Annotated in this window: 17 protein-coding genes; 6 read left to right on the forward strand and 11 right to left on the reverse strand. The window is 67.3% G+C overall.

All coding sequences use genetic code 11. The features are described 5' to 3' along the window. Positions 1-253 precede the first annotated feature (253 nt). The gene (locus tag ASG87_RS09905; protein ID WP_056004511.1) at positions 254-601 is read left to right on the forward strand and encodes a GFA family protein; all 348 of its coding nucleotides are present in this window, start codon (positions 254-256) and stop codon (positions 599-601) included. A 418-nt stretch (positions 602-1,019) separates the two neighbouring features. Here ASG87_RS09905 and ASG87_RS09910 read toward each other — a convergent pair whose 3' ends face one another. Both ASG87_RS09910 and ASG87_RS09915 read right to left on the reverse strand, forming a co-directional pair. Further along, positions 1,020-1,496 carry a GNAT family N-acetyltransferase gene (locus ASG87_RS09910; protein WP_056004513.1) on the reverse strand — a complete coding sequence of 159 codons (477 nt, stop codon included), beginning with the start codon at positions 1,494-1,496 and terminating at the stop codon, positions 1,020-1,022. Positions 1,497-1,621: 125 nt separating this feature from the next. Then, a complete protein-coding gene (locus ASG87_RS09915) occupies positions 1,622-2,659 on the reverse strand; it encodes a DUF4105 domain-containing protein (protein ID WP_200949058.1) in 1,038 nt (345 codons plus the stop codon). Between the two features lie 141 nt (positions 2,660-2,800). On the opposite strand from ASG87_RS09915, the gene ASG87_RS09920 reads away from it, so the two are divergent. Further along, complete coding sequence (locus ASG87_RS09920; protein WP_056004848.1) at positions 2,801-4,699, forward strand: alpha/beta fold hydrolase; 1,899 nt, start codon at positions 2,801-2,803, stop codon at positions 4,697-4,699. A gap of 197 nt (positions 4,700-4,896) precedes the next feature. Here ASG87_RS09920 and ASG87_RS20035 read toward each other — a convergent pair whose 3' ends face one another. Continuing rightward, positions 4,897-5,457, reverse strand: coding sequence for a hypothetical protein (locus tag ASG87_RS20035; RefSeq protein ID WP_157511008.1), 561 nt, complete (start codon positions 5,455-5,457; stop codon positions 4,897-4,899). 727 nt (positions 5,458-6,184) lie between these two features. Continuing rightward, positions 6,185-6,823 (reverse strand): TetR family transcriptional regulator, encoded by a 639-nt coding sequence (locus tag ASG87_RS09925; RefSeq protein ID WP_235499617.1) that lies wholly within the window; start codon positions 6,821-6,823, stop codon positions 6,185-6,187. Positions 6,824-6,906: 83 nt separating this feature from the next. Here ASG87_RS09925 and ASG87_RS09930 point away from each other — a divergent pair, with 83 nt between their 5' ends. Next, positions 6,907-8,439, forward strand: coding sequence for an FAD-dependent monooxygenase (locus tag ASG87_RS09930; protein ID WP_056004517.1), 1,533 nt, complete (start codon positions 6,907-6,909; stop codon positions 8,437-8,439). Between the two features lie 177 nt (positions 8,440-8,616). Here the strand turns inward: ASG87_RS09930 and ASG87_RS09935 are convergent, their stop codons facing one another. The 6 genes from ASG87_RS09935 to ASG87_RS09960 form a co-directional block, all read right to left on the reverse strand. Continuing rightward, complete coding sequence (locus ASG87_RS09935; RefSeq protein WP_056004520.1) at positions 8,617-10,581, reverse strand: CocE/NonD family hydrolase; 1,965 nt, start codon at positions 10,579-10,581, stop codon at positions 8,617-8,619. Positions 10,582-10,744: 163 nt separating this feature from the next. Continuing rightward, complete coding sequence (locus ASG87_RS09940) at positions 10,745-11,338, reverse strand: OmpA family protein (protein WP_056004522.1); 594 nt, start codon at positions 11,336-11,338, stop codon at positions 10,745-10,747. A 259-nt stretch (positions 11,339-11,597) separates the two neighbouring features. Continuing rightward, positions 11,598-12,023 (reverse strand): hypothetical protein, encoded by a 426-nt coding sequence (locus ASG87_RS09945; protein ID WP_056004524.1) that lies wholly within the window; start codon positions 12,021-12,023, stop codon positions 11,598-11,600. Positions 12,024-12,325: 302 nt separating this feature from the next. Next, entirely contained in the window at positions 12,326-14,101 is a 1,776-nt protein-coding gene (locus tag ASG87_RS09950; protein WP_056004526.1) for an acyl-CoA dehydrogenase C-terminal domain-containing protein, read from the reverse strand. A 40-nt stretch (positions 14,102-14,141) separates the two neighbouring features. Then, the gene (locus ASG87_RS09955; protein WP_056004851.1) at positions 14,142-14,621 is read right to left on the reverse strand and encodes a hypothetical protein; all 480 of its coding nucleotides are present in this window, start codon (positions 14,619-14,621) and stop codon (positions 14,142-14,144) included. Positions 14,622-14,790: 169 nt separating this feature from the next. Next, positions 14,791-16,029 (reverse strand): serine hydrolase, encoded by a 1,239-nt coding sequence (locus tag ASG87_RS09960; RefSeq protein WP_056004528.1) that lies wholly within the window; start codon positions 16,027-16,029, stop codon positions 14,791-14,793. A 214-nt stretch (positions 16,030-16,243) separates the two neighbouring features. On the opposite strand from ASG87_RS09960, the gene ASG87_RS09965 reads away from it, so the two are divergent. The 3 genes from ASG87_RS09965 (at position 16,244) to ASG87_RS09975 (ending at position 17,745) form a co-directional block, all read left to right on the forward strand. Continuing rightward, positions 16,244-16,543 (forward strand): hypothetical protein, encoded by a 300-nt coding sequence (locus ASG87_RS09965; RefSeq protein WP_157511009.1) that lies wholly within the window; start codon positions 16,244-16,246, stop codon positions 16,541-16,543. Between the two features lie 103 nt (positions 16,544-16,646). Beyond that, positions 16,647-17,114 carry an SET domain-containing protein-lysine N-methyltransferase gene (locus tag ASG87_RS09970; protein ID WP_056004532.1) on the forward strand — a complete coding sequence of 156 codons (468 nt, stop codon included), beginning with the start codon at positions 16,647-16,649 and terminating at the stop codon, positions 17,112-17,114. Positions 17,115-17,199: 85 nt separating this feature from the next. Further along, a complete protein-coding gene (locus ASG87_RS09975) occupies positions 17,200-17,745 on the forward strand; it encodes a type 1 glutamine amidotransferase domain-containing protein (RefSeq protein ID WP_056004534.1) in 546 nt (181 codons plus the stop codon). 365 nt (positions 17,746-18,110) lie between these two features. On the opposite strand, the gene ASG87_RS09980 is transcribed toward ASG87_RS09975, so the two are convergent. After that, entirely contained in the window at positions 18,111-18,629 is a 519-nt protein-coding gene (locus tag ASG87_RS09980; protein WP_157511010.1) for a DUF6438 domain-containing protein, read from the reverse strand. Positions 18,630-18,643: the final 14 nt, after the last annotated feature.

Genomic DNA, 18,643 nt, shown 5'->3' on the forward strand with positions numbered 1-18,643 from the left:
TGCTCTCTGCCTTGCTATCGCGTGGCACCTGCACGGCACCCAGCGTCCATTGCCGCTACTGCGTGAAGATGCCCGGAACCTTCCTAAGCTTTTGAGGAGATTGAGGTTCTTTCTTGCTGAATGTCCCTGCTCGGAGCTTGACGACGGGCATTTTTTGTGTCCGGGGAACGCCGCCCGGATGCGGCGCCGTTCCTTGCCGCGCAGGCCGCGCTGCGCCGATACTGCCGGCCTCCCTCCCGGCTGGAGCGCATCCATGCATTACCACGGCAGTTGTCATTGCGGACGCATCGCCTTCGACGTCGAAGGCGAATTCGATGAAGCGATGGAGTGCAACTGCTCGCACTGCAGCCGCAAGGGCTACCTGCTGTGGTTCGTGCCGCGCGACAGGCTGAGCCTGGTCACGCCGGAGGCGGACATGGCGACCTACCTGTTCAACAGGCACGTCATCCAGCACAAGTTTTGCCCGAACTGCGGCTGCGCCCCGTTCGGCTTCGGCACCGGGCCCGACGGCGCGGCAATGGCGGCGATCAACGTACGCTGCCTGGAAGGTATCGAGCTGGCCGGCCTCAAGCGCAAGCAGGTCGACGGCCGAAGCTACTGAGAGCCTGTTCACGATCTTTCCCGTGGAGTCATCCCGGCGAACCCCGAAAAAGGGGGGCAAGGGCTGGGATCCGGTGCTTATGGAGATGTGCGGTATCGGGTCATTGGATGACTCGCTGCGCTCGCTCCTTCGGGGCCAGTCTTCGACTGCTCGACGCTCGCAAGGCTCGCTTTGTCCCGTCCGACCGGCCCTGCAACCGTTGAGAGCCGCAGGAATCCAGTGACTTGATGCTCCAGAGCTCCGAAGGCGCTCGATCCCGGCTCTTGCCCCCTTTTTCGGGATTCGCCGGGATGACGCGGGATGGGGAGCCAGAGATCGTGAACGGGGTTCGGGCCCGTCGCCGGCGGCGGGCACGCGGGACTGTCGCGGCAGCGTCCGCCGCGCGCGGTGCGCAGACCATCCGGATCCAGCGGGCCCGCTAGCGAACCGGCTTGGCGAGCCGCAGCAGGTCGGTGGCGTAGCCGCTGGCCTCGTACAGGGCGCGCGCGCGTTCGTTGCCGGGGAACACCGACAGCGTCACCAGCGCGCAGCGATGCTCGCGCGCCCAGTCCTCGGCGTGCGCCAGCAGGGCCTTGCCGATGCCGCGCCCCTCGTGCGCCGGCGCCACCGCCAGGTCCGAGATGTGGCAGTTGGTGCGTCCGGTGAAATAGTCCTGGACCTTCTGCAGGTGTACGAAACCCACCGGCGCGCCGTCCTGCGCGTCCTCCGCCACGAACAGGAAGCTGTTCGCAGGCTGGTCGTCCAGGTGGTGCGCCAGGTCGCTGCGGATGCCTTCGATGCATTCGTGCCGCCGCCGCCAGGGCGGCAGGGCGAAATCGACGAAGCGGGGAACCAGGCCGAGGATGAACGCATCGTCGTCTTCGGCCAGCCGGATCAGGATCGCGTTGTCGCTCATGGAGTGGCGGATGGGGAGCGGAGTCAGTCGGAACGTTGGTTCTACACCCGGCGGGCGATGCCGCGGAAGTACCGCCGGTCTCCCTATTCATGCGGCCGTGTGCCTCGCGGCCGCGCGCAGGCGGGTCAGGGCCGGGCGTCGGCCGCGGGTGCGGCGGCGCCGGGAATGCCGACGCGTATCGCCGCGGAGAAGTCGCCGTCCGGCCCCACCTGGCGCGCCCGTTCGGTGATGCGGCCGCGCTGGCGCCATTGCTCGACGCTGAGGCTGCGGTCCAGCACGCCGGCCTTGTAGAGGTATTCCGGCAGGTAGCCGGTGAGCAGCAGGCGGATGTCGCGCGGCAGACCCGGCTGGATCAGCTTCGCCATGCGGTAGACCAGGGTGGTGCAGTTGGAGGTGATCGTGTTGTAGAACGCCGGCGTGTCCACCAGCCCGTTGGCGGCATGCACGTAGGAGAGGAACAGCGCGCGCATCGCCGGCTTATCCATGCGCAGCGGGTAGAGGTAGTCGTCCTCGCCGCGCACGTTGGTGCGCACGCGGATGATGTCGTCCTCGTCGGCGGCGACCAGGATGGTCTCGAACTGCTTGAAGAACCCGCCGATCGCCGAGAACTGCTCGCCGCGCTCCTTGCGGATCTCCACCGAGAACACCACGTGGCGGCCGTCGTCGAAGCCGAACGAGATCATCGCGTGCGCGATCGCCTTGCTGCCCCAGTAGGAGAGCACCGCATCCGCCGAGACCAGCCGGTCCAGGTCGTACTGGCGCGTTTCCCAGCGGACGTCGTAGTCGGTGTCGCTGCGCCAGGTGAAGTCGCGCACGTGGTTGAGGGTGACCCGGCTGCCGTCGACCGTGCCGCTGAGCAATTGCGACACGTCGTCCGCCCAGACACGCTGGTTGGACGGCGCGATGGTGGACCACCACAGCAGCAGCACGGCGTAGAGCAGCACGTAGGCGGCCAGCGGCAGCCAACTGCGCCGGCCGACGGCCAGCACGGCCAGGGCGACCACGGCCAGGCCCCACAGCACGCTGCCGAGCGTACGCCAGACGGCGCCGCCCGGCAGCTGATACCACAGCGCCAGCGCGCCCCAGGCGCCCGAGACGAAGGCGACGAGCCCGGCCAGCACGACGAGCGCCGCCCTGCCGATCATCCTGCGTGTCCTGGTCATCTCGCTCCTGCCATGGGCCCGGTCGTGCAAGCGTGCCGCGTCGGCGGCGGGATGACAACGCCGGAAACCGGCATCGTCGCGGCCGGCCGCCATGGCTACAATCCCTTCTATCGCCGCCCGGCCCGAGGGAACAAGCCGCCCATGCGAAACGGAACGCAGGTCTGGATCGTGCGATGCGCCGTCCTGGCCGCGCTCCTGTGCCTCAACGCGTGCGCGATGGTGGGGGTGAGCCGGGTCAAGTCGAACGAGGCGATCAACGAGCGCCGCGCCGACGTGATCGGCGGCGGGCGGTTGAGCGACAGCACGGTGCAGGCGCTCAACGTGGTGGCGCTGACCGCGTCGAGCTGCGAGAAGGCGTTCGCCGACTGCACGCAGACCGTGGCCGGTTCGCCGGGCCTCGACGACGAACAGCGGCTCTCGGCGCTCGCCGAGCTGTGGCTGGGAAGGGCGGCCAAGGCCGGGCGCCCGAAGGCCGGCGCGTCGATGGACGACGTCGCGCTCGACGCCTACCTGCAGGCCGCGCGCTACGCCTATGCCTATCTGTTCTACACCGCGCGCGCGCCGGCCGACCGCGCCTTCGAGCTGCGCCAGGTGCAGGTGATCGGCTTCTACAACTTCGCCGTGCAGCACACGGTGACCCGTTTCTTCGAGGAGCTGCCGCACCTGGACCCGCGCTGGACCCGGACCACGCTGGCCGGCTGGACCGTGCTGAGGCCGCAGTCCGACGTGCACCTGGCCGGCGGCGCGCAGGTGCCGTCGGAACTCATCCCCGCCGCGAGCCTGCGCTTCAACGGGCTGCGCAACGTCTACCGGCGCGACGGCTTCGGCTCGGACTTCGTCGCCGTGGCGCCGCCGGACACGCCGGCCAAGGACGTGCCCTGGCGCGATCCCGACTACATGTCGCTGACCGGCGCGCTGGTCTTCGGCGGCGACACGCTGGAGCAGGTGCTGGCGACGAAGGAAGTGCGCCTGCTGGCGAAGGATCCCTACCGCGACGATACGGTCACCGTCGGCGGCCGGGTGGTGCCGCTGGGCGCCAATTTCACCGCCGCCTACGGCGTGTGGCTGGCCCGCTCGGGCTTCGCCAGCCAGTCGATCCGTTCCCTGCTGGGCCGCGAAGGCGGCATCAAGACGCCGCGCGTGCTGCTGATGCAGCCGTACGATCCCGACCGCATGGTGGTGGTGATGCTGCACGGCCTCGCCAGCAGCCCGGAAGCCTGGATCAACGTGGCCAACGAGGTGATGGGCGACGAGGAACTGCGCCGCAACTACCAGGTGTGGGAGGTCTACTACCCGACCAACGCGCCGGTCGCGGTCAATCTCCTCAACATCCGCAAGGCGCTGGACGCGACCCTGAAGCACTTCGATCCCTCCGGCCAGGCCCGCGCGTCGCGGAACATGGTGCTGGTCGGGCACAGCATGGGCGGCGTCATCGCGCGCCTGCTGGTGTCGTCCAGCGGCGACAAGCTGTGGGACATCGTCCCGCTGCGCGCCGACCTGTCGCCCGCCAAGCGCGCCCGTGTGCGGCAGCGGCTGGCGCCCTACCTGCAATTCACCCCGATGCCGCAGGTGACCCGCGCCGTGTTCCTCGCCTCGCCGCATCGCGGCACGCCGTACGCGCAGCACCGGCTGGCGCGCTGGATCGGTGAACTGATCCGCCTGCCGGTCACCGTGCTGAAGGAAGTGGCGAGCCTGTCAGAACTGCTGAAGGACGACTCCGGCAAGCAAGGCCCCGCGCTGCACGTATCCAACAGCATCGGCAACCTCAGCGACACCGACCCCTTCATCACCGCGACGGCCAAGCTGCCGATCTCCCCGCGCGTGCACTACCACACCATCGTCGGCGTCTATAAACCCAAGGGCCCGCTACCGACCACCAGCGACGGCGTAGTCCCCTACAGCAGCGCCCACCTCGACGGCGCCGACTCCGAACTGGCGATCCCTTCCTGGCACAGCGTGCAGGAAACCCCCGCGGCGATCCTGGAGCTGCGGCGGATCCTGCGGGTGCAGTTGGAGGCGGTGAAGGGCGAAAATCCGTAGGCCGGGCTTGGGGGGTGTGCCGAAATCCAACCTGGGTTTAAGTGGATACGTTTAGGCACACGCGGAAAGCGAAGGGCCTTGCACGTTTATGGATTGGCTGCTTTCGGCGGCGGATTCAATGCCTTGAGTTAAGCTGCGCCGCGTGGCGGCGTCGGCTTGAATTGTTAGGCCTTAGTCTCGCGACGACAACTTCAAAATCATAATAAGATCCGAGGAACGTCTTGTTCCAATATACCGACCTTTCTACCTGCGAGACCGGGCTTCGTTTTTACGTCAACGCGCTCTAATGTTGCTAGTTGCAATGGGGCGGGTGCGTACGGAACCTCAATACTTTGAAGTCCAACTTTGGTATCAAACGTAACGTCGTCGGCGCGCTTGTAAAGAAGAATCAAAAGACCATCTTCGCGTGATCCAATAACGTCGACGTGCAGGTTATTTGCGCCAACACGCAGAAAGCACGAGCGCTCCAGATTGTGGGCTTGTTCAACTGAAAGATATGAGTTCGTCTTCTTTGACTTTCCGCTCTCTGTGATCGAGACGCGTGATATTGCGTGGGGATAGCAAGCGGGCAGGAAGATTCCAGGTCCGTAGTAATTGTGAGGAGCGTGTTGGGCAATCGGTGCAGCTGCGCCATTTGCCGAGAGTAACGGAATGTCCACCGTCCTAACAAGATGCGTATCTTTGTGCTCAGAGTCAAAGCGAAGCGCGACAATACAGAACTCAACCTTGGACTCCAGCAGAAGGTCAATGTCGGCCAAGATAATGTCAAGTTTGTCACGCTTCTGAGGGTTTACGTACTTGAGCTCTATCTTTCTTCCAAAGATTCGAATGTCGCCGGAGCCTGACCTGGTTGACGGTATTTCTGTGTTATTTGGGGAGATATCGGCATAGAGGTGAGAGCAGATCACCTGCCTGTAATTGTCTTCGTCACGAGTTGATCGAGTCCATTTGGAACGTTCAAGTGCTTGGACTAGTATTTCGTGAAGCTCTGATCGATACATGCGAATGTGCCCTGAGACTTAACTACTGAATATACGGACAAGCCCGTCCAGTTATTCACCCTTGGTCGCTGAAAAGGATTCACGCGCAAACCATTGTTCTTGTCGGAGTTTATCTTTGCTGCGTCCGGCTAACAATCGAACGCAAAGCCGGGCAGATGGAGCCGCCCTTTGAGCGGCGGCTTCGGGTCGGAAACGGATAATCAGGAAGGTGGTCAGTTGGACGGTGTGGCGCTCGCCGGCCCCATCCTGGGCGCGCAAGCGTGATACGGCTTCGCAGAGGCGTCGCGTCTTTTTTGATGCCTCATTGCCTACGGGGAGTCGCCGTGGTGTAGCTCGCCCGCGCGGGCTGGTGGGCCGTCGGCCAGGCGCGCGGCACCACGCACGACAACGCTCCGGCGGGTTTGCGGCAACCCTCGGCGACCAACCTCGCGCATCTGTGCCGCATCCTGGAACGGATCGGCCGCGGCGAAGGTTGAGCGCCAGCTCACACATACACCGTCCCGGCAAGCGCGGCATTGACGCCGGCGAAACCGCGTTCCATCACGTCCGCGAAAGCCGCCGCGGGTTTCCGCTTCTCGCGGAAGGCGCGTAGCGCTTCGCCGTAGGCGATCACCAGGGTGTCCATCAGCATGGCGGCGGCGAGGCGGGCGTGGGGGTCGTGGGGCGGCTTGCCTGCGGCGTCGGCGAGCATGCCGGCCAGGTCGTCGGCGAGCGTGCCTTGCAGCTTGCGCGCATGCGTGACGAGGGCCGGGCTGTCGGCGACGGTGCGCCAGAACCGGATGGGGCGCTGGTTGATCCGGAAGATGGGGTGCCGGTCTTCCAGCAGGGCGCGCATCAGGGTCTGGAAGGCGCGGATGGGTGGCTGCCCGCCGCGTGCGGCGAGCGCCTGGCGGACCAGTTCGCGGCTTTCTTCCTCGCGGTCGAAGACCAGGTCTTCCTTGCGCGGGAAGTAGTTGAACACGGTCTTGCGGGCGACGCCCGTCTCGCGCGCGATCTCGTCGATCGAGACATTCTCGAAGCCGCGTTCGACGAACAGGCGCGTGGCGACGTCCGAGATCACCTGGCGTGTCGCTGCCTTCTTGCGGTCGCGGTGCCCGGGCTGGTTTGACATGTCGCGATCCATCCTGCAAAACTTGCACTGAGTGTAACAATTTTCCTTAACGTTCGGTGTGGCCCACTTCCTGCGCACCTGAGGACACTGCCTTGATGCATGACGTCGTGATCGCCGGCGCGGGGCCGGTCGGCCTGTTCCTGGCCTGCGAGCTGCGCCTCGCGGGTCTCTCGGTGCTGGTGCTGGAACGGGCCGGGGATCCGCATTCTCCGCTGAAGCGGCTTCCCTTCGGGCGGCGCGGCCTGTGGGCGCCCAGCACCGATGCCTTCTACCGCCGCGGCATGCTGGACGATATCGCGCTGCCGCAACCGTCGAGCATCGGCTTCGGCAGCGGTGCGTCGCCGACCGCGCAGGGTGCGCAGCGGCCGCGCCATCCGGCCGGGCACTTCGCCGGCATCCAGTTCGACTACGAGAACATCGACACTGCGAAGTGGCCGTACCGCCTGCCGGGCTCGCCGATCGCCAACGTGTCGACCGACATGGAGCGCATCGAATCCGCGCTGGCCGCACGCGCGGGCGCGATGGGCGTCGAGGTGCGGCGTGGCCTCGATGTCGAGGGCTTCGATGCGTCGGACGAGGACGTGACCGTCCGCGCCGGTGGCGGGAGTTTCCACGCGCGCTGGCTGGTCGGTTGCGACGGCGCCCGCAGCACCGTGCGCAAGGCCGGCGGCTTCGGGTTCGCCGGCACCGATCCGGAGTTCACCGGCTATTCCGTGCTGGTCAACATCGCCGATCCGGAGAAGCTTCGGCCGGGCCGCAACTACACGCCGGCGGGCATGTACATGCAGGGTCAGCCGGGCTACCTCGCGATGGCCGATTTCGACGGCGGCGCGTGCCATCGAACGCCGCTCACGCGCGAGCACGTGCAGGCGGTGTTGCGGCGTATCGCCGGCGTCGACGTCACGGTGACGGCGCTCAAGGCCGGCACCACCTGGACGGATCGCGCCTACCAGGCCACGACGTACCGCAAGGGCCGCGTGCTGCTCGCCGGCGATGCCGCGCACATCCATTCGCCGCTGGGCGGACAGGGGCTCAACCTCGGTTTCGGCGACGCGATGAACCTGGGCTGGAAGCTCGCCGCGACGATCCGCGGCGACGCGCCGGCCGGCCTGCTCGACAGCTACGAGAGCGAACGTCACCCGGTGGGCGCGCAGGTGCTCGACTGGTCGCGCGCCCAGGTGGCGCTGATGCGGCCGAGCAGGCATGCACGCGCGCTCGAAGCCATCGTCCGCGACCTCATCGACACACGCGATGGCGCGACTTATTTCGCCGAGCGCGTATGGGGCGTTTCCGTGCGCTACGACCTGGGCAGCGAGCATCCGCTGGTGGGCCGCAGCGCACCCGACTTCGAACTGGCCGACGGGACGAAGCTCGGTGAATTCCTCAGGACGGGCCAAGGCCTGCTGCTGGATTTCGATGCCCGTGCACCGCTGCGGGCGGTGGCGAGGCGCTGGGGCGGCCGGGTTGCCTATGTCGCAAGCGGGGCGAAGGACACGCTGGGCCTGGGCGCCGTGCTGGTGCGGCCCGATGGCGTGGTTGCCTGGGTCGCCGAGGCCGCTCCCGATCCCGACGAAGCGGCCCGGGCCATGACGCGATGGTTCGGAGAGCCTGCGGAGACACGCCAGTAACCAGGCCGCGTCATGCGCGCGATCTTTCGTGTCCGCGATATCCGCTGCCAAGCGGTCGTTGCGCTCGCGACGACGGACGGCCTCCAGGATCGAAAGCCGGCATCGAATGGATCAAGCCGGCCGAACGGCAAGGGCGGCACTGCGCAAACGCGTGCGCCGTGGGCAAGGGTGGCTGCTTCAGCCACCGATCACCGGCAGCGCGATGAAGCTCGCCTTGTCCGGCGCGTGATAGACCCGCTGCGTCGCCTTCGCGTAATCCGCCGGCCTGGCCCAGAAGATGTTGGGCACGAAGGTCTGCGGGTTGCGGTCGTAGAGGGGGAACCAGCTCGATTGCACCTGCACCATGATGCGGTGGCCGGGCAGGAAGACGTGGTTGGCGGCGGGCAGGGCGAAGCGGTAGGCGAGGGGCTGGTTGGCGGCGATCGGTTTCGCTTCGGCGAAGCCTTCGCGGTAGCGGCCGCGCAGGATGTCCATCGACACGGCGAGCTGGTAGCCGCCCATCTCGGGCTGTTCGGCGACCTGGTCGGGGTAGACGTCGATCAGCTTGACCACCCAGTCGCTGTCGGTGCCGCTGGTGGAGGCGACCAGGTTCACCTCGGGCGCGCCGGCGATGGTCAGCGGTGCGGTAAGCGGCTCGGAGACGTAGCTGAGCACGTCGGTGCGGCCGGAGGCTTCGCGCTGGTCGTCGACCAGCCATTGCGACCAGGTCTGGCCGGCGTCGTAGCCGATCGGCTGGATCGGGCGGGCGCGGAACGGCACCGGGTGGGCGGGGTCGGAGACGTATTCGTCGTATGCCGCGCCAGTGGCAGGCGCGGCGAAACCGAGCTTCTGGCCGGGCTCCAGGTAGAGCTTGCGGCTCCCCGCGGCGCAGCCGCTGTCGCAGGCGAGCGGCCAGCGGTCGAGCCGCTGCCACTGGTTGCTGCCGGTCTGGAACGCGGTGACCGGGGCGAGGCCGGCGTCCGGCGCGCCGTCCTTGAGGTATTGCGCAAGGTAGGGGCGCAGGATCTTCTCGCGGAAATACTTCGCGGTGTCGCTGCCGAAGCGGATCGCGCCGAGCGAGCTGCCTTCGCCGATCTGCTGGCCGTGATGCCACGGGCCCATCACCAGCTTCACCATGCCGCCGCCGGTGTCCTTGGGCTTGATCGCACGGTACACGGCGAGCGCGCCGTAGATGTCTTCCTGGTCCCACAGGCTGTGCACCAGCATCACCGGCACCTTCAGCGGCTGCGCGGCGAGCAGCCTGTCCACCGCCTGGCCGCTCCAGAAGCTGTCGTAGGCCGGATGGGCGAGCACCTTGTTCCAGAAGCCGAGCTGCTCCATACCGTACTGCCGGCCCAGCTCGCCGGCGGAGCCGAAGTGCATGAAAAGGTCGTACTCGTCGTGGAAGCTGGTCCACCACTTGATGCCGTTGTCGCGGCTGGCGGTCTGCTCGTAGATGTAGCTCATGTTCTGCTGGCGGAAGGCACCGTGGTGGAACCAGTCGTCGCCCATCCAGCCGTCGACCATCGGGTTCATCGGCACCGACACCTTCAGCGCCGGGTGCGGGTTCACCAACGCCATCAGCGGCTCGAAGCCGTCGTAGGAGATGCCCAGCGTGCCGACCTTGCCGTTCGACTCTGGGATGTTCTTCACCAGCCAGTCGATGGTGTCGTAGGTGTCGGTGGCGTCGTCCACCGGGGTGGGATTGAGCGGCCCATGCACCGGGCGGTTCATCACGTAGTCGCCCTCGGAACCGTACTTGCCGCGCACGTCCTGCACCACGCGGATATAGCCGTCCTCGACGATCACGTCGGCGGGGTTGTCGTAGCCCTGCAGCATCGGGCCGAGGTGGCCGCTCATCGTGTGCGCGGTCAACGCCTTGGCGTCGTAGGGGGTGCGGGTGAGCAGGATGCCGGCGTGCCTGGCGCCCTTCGGCACCAGGATGACGGTGTGCAGCTTCACGCCGTCGCGCATCGGGATCATCACGTCGCGCTGCACGTAGTCGAAGCTGGCGGTGGCCGGCACGAACTTCGCCGGGGTTTCGCTGGGGTAGTCCGGATACTTCGCCTGCGGCGTGTCCGCGGCCTGCCCGGCGGCGGAGAAGGCGAACAGCAAGGCGAACCAGGCAGGCTTCCATCCTGCCGCAAGGCGGTATGGCGACATGGCGATCCCCAGGTGGACTAGGCCCGCCCAGCCTACCCGAATCGTGCCGGGTCGCGCGCGGGCGAGGCCGCCGCGCGGACCGGGGTGCGCCAGCCGGGCGTGCCATGCCTCTCCCGTGCGGCGTGGCCGGCGCGGAGGCAGCCGGCCACGCGCCGGGGATGGATCAGGAAGCGGTGCTGGCGGCGGTGCCGGCGTAGTCCACCGTCAGCGAAGCGCGGCGGTTGTCGTTGCCGCGGTCATGGCTGGCACCCTTGACGACCTGGCGGTTGCTGTCCTCGCCGTAGCTGACGGCGCGCACCTTGTCCTCGGGCAGGCCGCTGCTCACCAGGAAGTCGCGCACGGCCTTGGCCCGTTCCGCGCCCAGCCTGCGGTTGTAGCCGCGCGAGCCGGCCGGGTCGGTGAAGCCTTCCACCGTCACCAGCACGTCGGGGTGGTACTTGCCGATCGTCTCGGCGAAGTCCTGCAGCGCAGGCTTGTCCTGCTCGTTCAGGGTGGCGCTGTTGAAGGCGAAATGCGCCACGGTGTCGACGCTGACGCGGCCCTGCATGCTGGTGATCTGCGCGTCGTACTTGGAGAACTGCGACTGCATCTGCTGCTTGATCGCGTCGATCTGCTGCTGCTGGTCCTGCTGCTTCTGCTGAAGATCCTGGATGGCGGCGGTGAAGTCGGTTTTCTTCACGTACTGCGAACAGCCGGCCAGGCCCAGCGCCATGATGCCCGCCGTCAGTACGGCAACCCGAGTGGCTCGAATTCTCATCGCAATCTCCGATGTTCTTGCTCGCGTTCGCGGTGACAGCAGGTGCAAGCATGGTGGGAAGGGGATCGTCCATGTGCTGTCCCTTGAAACCTAACCCATGCGGATGGCCGAGCGGGCGCGATGCGGGTCCGGCCGTGAGGCTATGTTCAGTTTGTTGCTGCTAATGCGCGCGCAAGTGAAAGAGTGTGAGGGGCGTTTAGATCGACGCTGGCGCGAAACCCGTGCCGGGCTGCGGCAACGCGGAATCCGGCCGGTCGGGTTACTCGATCCTGAATGCGCGAACGACGATGCCATCGCGACCGAACACGATCCGATGTTCGTCCAGCCGGAATACCGGTGTGCAGTTGTCGCTGTCGAGAAGCGCGGTGTGCATGGGAAGGCCGACATCGGCAGGGCTGACGCCGTAGTACTTGTCGAGGAGGAGAGCAGTTTCGACTTCGGTGACCTTGAAGCCTCGATGGGGCGTACAGGATTCCTTGCCGAAGGCGATGCGGTCTGTCGTGATGGTCATGACTTTGCCGATCAGGTTCTTGGCCTCGGGTAGGCCGCCTGAGATGTCGCCGTAGCCGACGATGTCGGTGATTTGCCAGCGCCCCCGGAAGTCGGCCGACGTAGGCGGCGTTTGTGCGCCGCATGCGAACGAGATCGATAATGCCAGCACGGCGATGCCCGGAATTCGCATCATGGCGATCCTTGCAGGAAGGGGCGGTCGTTGTAATAGTGCATGACGACACCTTCATTGACGTGCAGAGCACGATAACCCGCAGCACTCAGGCGCATGTTTTCGTTTGCCATGACTGTCCTTGTCTCGAATCGTGGGCGAATGCCAAATCTAGCTGCGAGGTCGAGCCAGGAAAATGTCGCCCGTCACATGGCCTCGTAAGCCTGGGTTCGATAGGGGCATGGTCGTGCCGGACGAGCCTGGAACAAGAAAAAAGCCCGGCATCGCCGGGCTTTTGCTTGTTGCTGCCGCTGGAACCGGAAAGCTCAGCCAATCTCCGGCAGGCTGGCCACGCCGGACTCGATGCCGGCCTGGTGCACCAGGCAGCGCGGCAGGATGCGCGCGAAGTAGAACTTCGCGGTGTCGCGCTTGGCCTTCTTGAAATCGCCCGACTGCGTGCCGGCGTTGGCGGCGGCCACGCTGCGCGCCCACAGGTAGGCGAGCGTGACGTAGCCGGAGTAGTAGAGGTAGTCGGTGGCGGCGGCGCCGAGTTCGTCGGCGTTCTCCTTGACCCGCGCGGCGAGCGCAAGGGTGAGTTCGCCCCAGTTCTTGGTGGCGATCACCAGCGGCGCGATGAACTCGCGAAGCGCCTCGTCGTTGGCGTGCTGCTGGCAGAACGCGCCGATCTCCTCCAGGAAGTGCTTGAAGCCCACGCCCTGCAACTGGAGGATCTTGCGGCCGAGCAGGTCGGCGGCCTGGATGCCGGTGGTGCCTTCGTAGAGGGTGATGATGCGCGCGTCGCGGACGAACTGCTCCATGCCGTTCTCGGCGATGTAGCCGTGGCCGCCGTAGACCTGCAAGGCTTCCTTGGTGCATTCCTGCGCCCACTCGGTGACCATGCCCTTGGCGATCGGGATCAGGAACGCGACCAGCTCGCCGGCCTTCCTGCGCGCCGCCTCGTCGGTGGCGCGGGCCTCGATGTCGGTCTGCAACGCGGCGTACAGCAGCAGCGCGCGCGAGCCTTCGACGAAGGCGCGCTGGGTCAGCAGCATGCGGCGCACGTCCGGGTGCACTTCCAGCGGGTCGGCCGGGCTGTTCGGGAATTTCGGGCCGGTGAGCGCGCGCCCCTGGAGGCGCTCGCGCGCGTAGTTGAGGCTGTTCTGCAGCGCGCGCTCGGACAGCGCCAGGCCCTGCACGCCGACGGAGAGGCGCGCGGCATTCATCATGGTGAACATCGCCGCCAGGCCCTTGTGCGGCTGGCCGATCAGCACGCCCTCGGCGCCGTCGAAGTTCATCACGCAGGTGGCCGAGCCGCGGATGCCCATCTTGTGCTCGATGGCGCCGGCGGCGACGCTGTTGCGCTCGCCGGGCGAGCCGTCCGCGTTCACCTTGAACTTGGGCACGATGAACATCGAGATGCCGCGGCTGCCGGGCGGCGCGTCGGGCAGGCGGGCCAGCACCAGGTGCACGATGTTCTCGGTGAGGTCGTGCTCGCCGGCGCTGATGAAGATCTTGGTGCCGGTGATCCGGTAGCTGCCGTCGGCGCCCGGCTCGGCGCGGGTCTTCAGCAGGCCGAGGTCGGAGCCGGCCTGCGGCTCGGTGAGGCACATGGTGCCGGTCCAGCGGCCTTCGACGATGGGCTTGAGGTAGGTGTCCTTCTGCGCGTCGGTGCCGTGGATCTCCAGCGCGTGGCAGGCGCCCTCGGACAGCAGCGGGTACAGGCTCCAGGCCAGGTTGCCGCTCTGGAACAGCTCGGTGGTGGCGGTGCCCAGCACGCCCGGCAGGGCCTGGCCGCCGAAGTGCTCGGCGGCGGTGAGGCCGGCCCAGCCGCCCTCGGAGAACTGCCTGAAGGCTTCCTTGAAGCCTTTCGGCGTGGTCACCGCCTGGGTGGCCTTGTCGTAGTGGCAGCCTTCCTCGTCGCCGGCGGCGTTGGTCGGCGCCAGCACCTGCTCGCTGAGCTTGCCGGCTTCTTCCAGCACGGCGTCCAGCAGGTCGCGGGTATGGCCCTCGCCGCCTTCGAGCGCGGTGAGGATCGCCTCGGCGCCGAACAGGTCGAAGAGAACGAAGCGCTGGTCGTCGAGCGGGGCCTTGTACAGGGTCATGACGGGTCCTTGGTGCGGGAAAGGGGCGGAAACGGCGCGTTCAGCGCCAGGTATGGGCGATGCCGGGCACCGGCGAGAGCCAGTCGTTGCCGTGGAAGGCGAAGTCGCGCGGTGCGTCTTCCTGCTCGGGCTTGGCGCTGGCGGTGCCGCCGATGCTGTAGGCGACCGCGCCGGCGCTGCCCTTGGCGGCCGCGGCCTTGAGCGTCCCGGCCATGGCCGCGGTGGGCAGCACGGACAGGTCGACCACGTCGCCGGCGAACGCCGGGATGTCGCGCTCGAACTTGCCGTGCAGGCGCACCGGGACGCCGTCGGCGAACTTCAGCTCGCCCTCGATGGCGTGGAAATCCATCTCGCCGTAGCTGTTGTTCTGGATGCGCAGGGTGAGCTTCCAGGTGCCGTCCGGCTGCACCACCAGTTGCTGGATGCTGACGGCCGGCGGGAACACGCTCTTGCGCGGCGGGCCGCAGGCCACCAGGCCCAGCAGCAGCGACAGCGGGACGATCCAGCGCAGGAAACGCATCATCGTGCATGCTCCAAACGATCGTTCGAATCTCAGATTCTAACCATGTTTGGAGGCCGTGGTGGGCCGGCCGCGGGCCACCGCGGACCGCCCGGCCCCGGGGCCGGTTGAAACGCCACCCCGGAGCTCTCAACGGCCGCAGGAACGACGGTGGATCGCGAACGGGCTTTCAGGGCGAGGCGGTGTCCTTGCCCAATGCGCCGGTGGCCTTCGCCAGCGCGAGCACGCGGTCGGTGAAGTCCTCGTAGCCTTCGCCGTCGGCTTCCTGGTCGCCGCCGGCGTCGATCTGGCGCACGGCCACCAGGCCGGCCTTGGGCACCACCACCACGAACTGGCCTCCGTCGCCGTTGCCTTCGTAGGCCGCGACGGGGCCCTGGTCGAGCTTGAACAGGCGGTAGGGGCCGATGCCTCGCCTGATCAACTGGTCGGCCATGATCGAACGCGCGTCGGGGCCGAGCGCCCTGGCGATGCCGGCCTGCATCGCCGCGGTGCCGTCGAAGTGGGCTCCCGCCAGGCCGGCCTGCAGCTTCTGCACCGTGGCTTCGGGGACGCCGCGCTTGCGCAGCAGGGCGAAGCTGGCCGGGTCGGTGTCGAAGTGCAGCCATTGCCGCTGCCGCCACCACAGCAGGCCGCATTCGCCTTCCATGCTGCTCGGCGCCAGCATCGCATCGACGAAGCCGGGCGACAGCAACTGGCGGCCGTGCCAGCGGCCGCGGTCGGCGACCAGTTGGCCCAGCCTGGCGAGGTCGGCGGCGGTGAGCGGCAGGCCGGACATGGCGTACGGGTGCCCGGCCTTGTCCTTCTCCCACGGGCCGGGATGGATGCCCATCGCCTTGAACAGGCCGTCGCGGAAGAACGCGTCCATCGGCTGGCCGGAAGCCTTTTCGACGATGCCGGCCAGCAGGTTCACCGCCTTGTTGTTGTAGGCGGGAGCGGTGCCCGGCTGGCTGCTCAGCTCGGCGGCCAGCGCGAGCTGGATGGCGTCGGGCGCGGGGTAGATCTCCACGTCGGTGCGCATCGCGTTCTGCAGCCCGGACGTATGGTCGAGCAGCATGCGGAGGGTGATGTCCTTCTTCCGGCCCTGGCGCCATTCCGGGTAGAAGTCGGCCACCGGCTGGTCGATCGACTTGATCCTGCCCTGGTCCAGCAACTGGCCGATGCCCAGCGCCACCACCGACTTGGTCACCGACATCAGCTCGATCGGGCCGGGCGCCTTGCCGTTCTTGTAGTAGTGGCCGAGCTCGCGGCCGTCGCGCACCACCAGCACGGCATCGCTGTGGGTCTCCCGGCCGCGGTCCAGCAGTTGCTGCAAGGCCGCCTGGGCGGCACGCGGCAGTTCGGCGCCGCGGGCGGGCAGCACGGCCAGCAGGGACAGCGCGAGGATGGCGGCGGCAGGCAGTGGCTTCATGGACGGTATCCGGGCGGCAGGAGTTGCATCGACTGTCGCGCGGCATCCGGCGTGCGGCATGTGCCATTCGTTCCCGCGGCCGCGGCTTGGTGGGCCGGGTATCGCGCCGGTGTCCGGATGTGCGATCCAGCGCAGGAAAAGCCATGCGCCCGCGGATATAGTGGCGGGCGATCCGGGTTCGATTCGGTAGCCCGGGCAGGGAGGGACGAGCTGCATGGGCGGTCATGCCAGAAAGAGCAGGCGGATGGTCTGGGCCGCGGTGTCCATGGCCTGCGGGGCGTGGGGCCTCTTTCTCTATGAGCCGCCGATTTCCTATCTCGGCTTCTGCTCGATGACGTGCTTTGCCTGGTACTGGGCCTATGCGGCGCTTCCCGTGCTGCCGGACCGCGCCCGCATCGGCGACGTCTACGAGGGTTTTCGCGCCATGCCGCCGGGCAGGCCTTCGCATGCGAGCCTCGTGGGCCTGCTTGGCATCGTGCTGATGATCGCCGCGGTGGCGTTCCGCTTCCGCTAGGTGCGGGGGAAACGGGCGTCCCGTCCGCGGCCCCGGCGGGCGAGGTTTCGCGGTGTCGCCCAAACGGGCATGATCGGTCTTTTCCGCCCAGGGTTTTCACCGCATGCCACGACGCTACGTTGCGCGCCGCTCGCCGATCCACGGCAACGGCGTGTTCGCCACCGCCACGATCAGGAAGGGCGAGGAGATCATCGAGTACAAGGGCACCTTGATGACCGACGCCGAGGCCGACGAGATGTACGGCGACGGCGGCGAGACCGGCCATACCTTCCTGTTCACGCTCAACGACGAGTACATTATCGACGCCAACCGCAAGGGCAACACCGCGCGCTGGATCAACCACAGTTGCGAGCCGAACTGCCGCGCGGTGGTCGAGGAGAGCGCCAGCGGCGACCCGCGCAAGGACAAGGTGCTGATCGAGGCGATCCGCAGCATCAAGCCGGGCGAGGAGCTGACCTACGACTACGGCATCGTGCTGGAGGTGCCGCACACCGCGCGGCTGAAAAAGCTGTGGAAGTGCCTGTGCGGCTCGCCCAGGTGCACCGGCACCTTGCTCAAGCCCAAGCGCTGAGCCGGTCTCACGGGGGTCTCACGGGGCGGATACGCCGCGTGTATGCCGACGGCATCATGCTTCGATCCTCACCCCGGAGGACGCCATGCCAAGCGATAGACTCCTCGGCCGCGCGGTGGCGGTGCTCGCCACCGACGGCTTCGAACATGCCGAACTGACCGAACCCTGCCGCCTGCTGAAGGAGGCGGGCGCCGACGTGCAGGTGATCGCGCCGGGCGAGGCGGAACGGATCAAGGGCTGGAAGAACGGCGACTGGGCCGCTGCGGTGCCGGTCGACATGCAACTGGCCGACGCCGACGAAGCCGATTTCGACGCCCTGCTGTTGCCGGGCGGCGTGATGAATCCCGACAAGCTGCGCCTGCAACCGCAGGCGATCGAGCTGGTCGCCGCCTTCGGCCGGGCCGGCAAGCCGATCGCCGCGATCTGCCATGGACCGTGGACGCTGATCGACGCCGGCCAGGTCAAGGGGCGCCGGCTCACCTCGTGGCCCTCGCTGCGCAAGGACCTGGAGAACGCCGGCGCCCGCTGGGAAGACCGCGAGGTGGTACGTGACGGCAACCTGATCACCAGCCGCAAGCCCGACGACATCCCGGCATTCTCCCAGGCCCTGATCGACGCGCTCGCGGCGTGATGCTGTTCGTCATCCCAGTGGAGGCTGGGACCCAGTGCTTTCTTGAGCCAAGGCCGCCTTCTTATGGCCGAATCCCGCTCGTCATCCCAGCGGAAGCTGGGATCCAGCGCCTTCTCGAGCAAAGGCGCTGGATTCCTACCTACGCAGGAATGATGGGCGGATAGCGCCCGCCTTTAGCCGAATCTTGCTCGTCATCCCAGCGAAGGCTGGGATCCAGTGCCTCTCGAGCAAAGGCGCTGGATGACCAGCCCTTCGGCTGTTGAAAGCGCCTCCTGCTTGCGCAGGAATGACGGACAACCCAGGTGACGGACAACCCGAATGGCGAAGAAACAGCGGATCGTCCAGGCCATCCCCGGCCGATGGATTCAGCGCTGCACGGAAACGGGGCTGGCGGAGCCCTGGCCGATCCAGCGCGCCGTATCCAGTTGCTGGTCGATCGTGCGGGCCAGTTCCTCGATGCGCGGGCGCACCGCGTCCGCCTCCTGGCCGCTGCAGCCGAGATAGAAGTACACCGATTTGGTCCGGGCGCCGGCCAGGGCGATCCGGATGCTCGGCATGTCGGTCGCCACCTGGTCGCAGCCGTTGCCGTGCGCGACGTAGTTGTCGCGCATCGACTCCAGGCCGGCCTGCCGCACGGCGGCGAGGATGGCGGCGTAGCGGCCGGCGTCGACCCGCGCGCTGGCCGACTTCGCCTGCACGTGCATCTGCCCTTCGAAGCTCACCCGGCCATCGGGCGACACCGTCACCGCATAGGCCGGGCAACTGCCGAAGCAGGTCGTGCGCTGCAGGGTGACGCTCGGCTGCGCGGCGTCGCCGGCGCGGGTGGCGGTGCAGGCCGCCATCGGCAGCGCGCAGCACAGGATCAGTCGGCGCATCGGGGACATGGGCGGTTCTCCTT

This window comes from Frateuria sp. Soil773 (genome assembly GCF_001428405.1).
GTDB lineage: Bacteria > Pseudomonadota > Gammaproteobacteria > Xanthomonadales > Rhodanobacteraceae > LMSL01.

Bases quoted from the DNA above. Each gene is read 5' to 3' on its own strand.
- ASG87_RS09940 (WP_056004522.1), bottom strand. From the start codon at position 11,338: ATGAGAATTCGAGCCACTCGGGTTGCCGTACTGACGGCGGGCATCATG.
- ASG87_RS09960 (WP_056004528.1), bottom strand. From the start codon at position 16,029: ATGAAGCCACTGCCTGCCGCCGCCATCCTCGCGCTGTCCCTGCTGGCC.
- ASG87_RS09970 (WP_056004532.1), top strand. From the start codon at position 16,647: ATGCCACGACGCTACGTTGCGCGCCGCTCGCCGATCCACGGCAACGGC.
- ASG87_RS09945 (WP_056004524.1), bottom strand. From the start codon at position 12,023: ATGATGCGAATTCCGGGCATCGCCGTGCTGGCATTATCGATCTCGTTC.
- ASG87_RS09930 (WP_056004517.1), top strand. From the start codon at position 6,907: ATGCATGACGTCGTGATCGCCGGCGCGGGGCCGGTCGGCCTGTTCCTG.
- ASG87_RS09965 (WP_157511009.1), top strand. From the start codon at position 16,244: ATGGGCGGTCATGCCAGAAAGAGCAGGCGGATGGTCTGGGCCGCGGTG.
- ASG87_RS09915 (WP_200949058.1), bottom strand. From the start codon at position 2,659: ATGACCAGGACACGCAGGATGATCGGCAGGGCGGCGCTCGTCGTGCTG.
- ASG87_RS09975 (WP_056004534.1), top strand. From the start codon at position 17,200: ATGCCAAGCGATAGACTCCTCGGCCGCGCGGTGGCGGTGCTCGCCACC.
- ASG87_RS09950 (WP_056004526.1), bottom strand. From the start codon at position 14,101: ATGACCCTGTACAAGGCCCCGCTCGACGACCAGCGCTTCGTTCTCTTC.
- ASG87_RS09920 (WP_056004848.1), top strand. From the start codon at position 2,801: ATGCGAAACGGAACGCAGGTCTGGATCGTGCGATGCGCCGTCCTGGCC.
- ASG87_RS09935 (WP_056004520.1), bottom strand. From the start codon at position 10,581: ATGTCGCCATACCGCCTTGCGGCAGGATGGAAGCCTGCCTGGTTCGCC.
- ASG87_RS09955 (WP_056004851.1), bottom strand. From the start codon at position 14,621: ATGCGTTTCCTGCGCTGGATCGTCCCGCTGTCGCTGCTGCTGGGCCTG.
- ASG87_RS09980 (WP_157511010.1), bottom strand. From the start codon at position 18,629: ATGTCCCCGATGCGCCGACTGATCCTGTGCTGCGCGCTGCCGATGGCG.
- ASG87_RS09925 (WP_235499617.1), bottom strand. From the start codon at position 6,823: ATGGATCGCGACATGTCAAACCAGCCCGGGCACCGCGACCGCAAGAAG.
- ASG87_RS09905 (WP_056004511.1), top strand. From the start codon at position 254: ATGCATTACCACGGCAGTTGTCATTGCGGACGCATCGCCTTCGACGTC.
- ASG87_RS09910 (WP_056004513.1), bottom strand. From the start codon at position 1,496: ATGAGCGACAACGCGATCCTGATCCGGCTGGCCGAAGACGACGATGCG.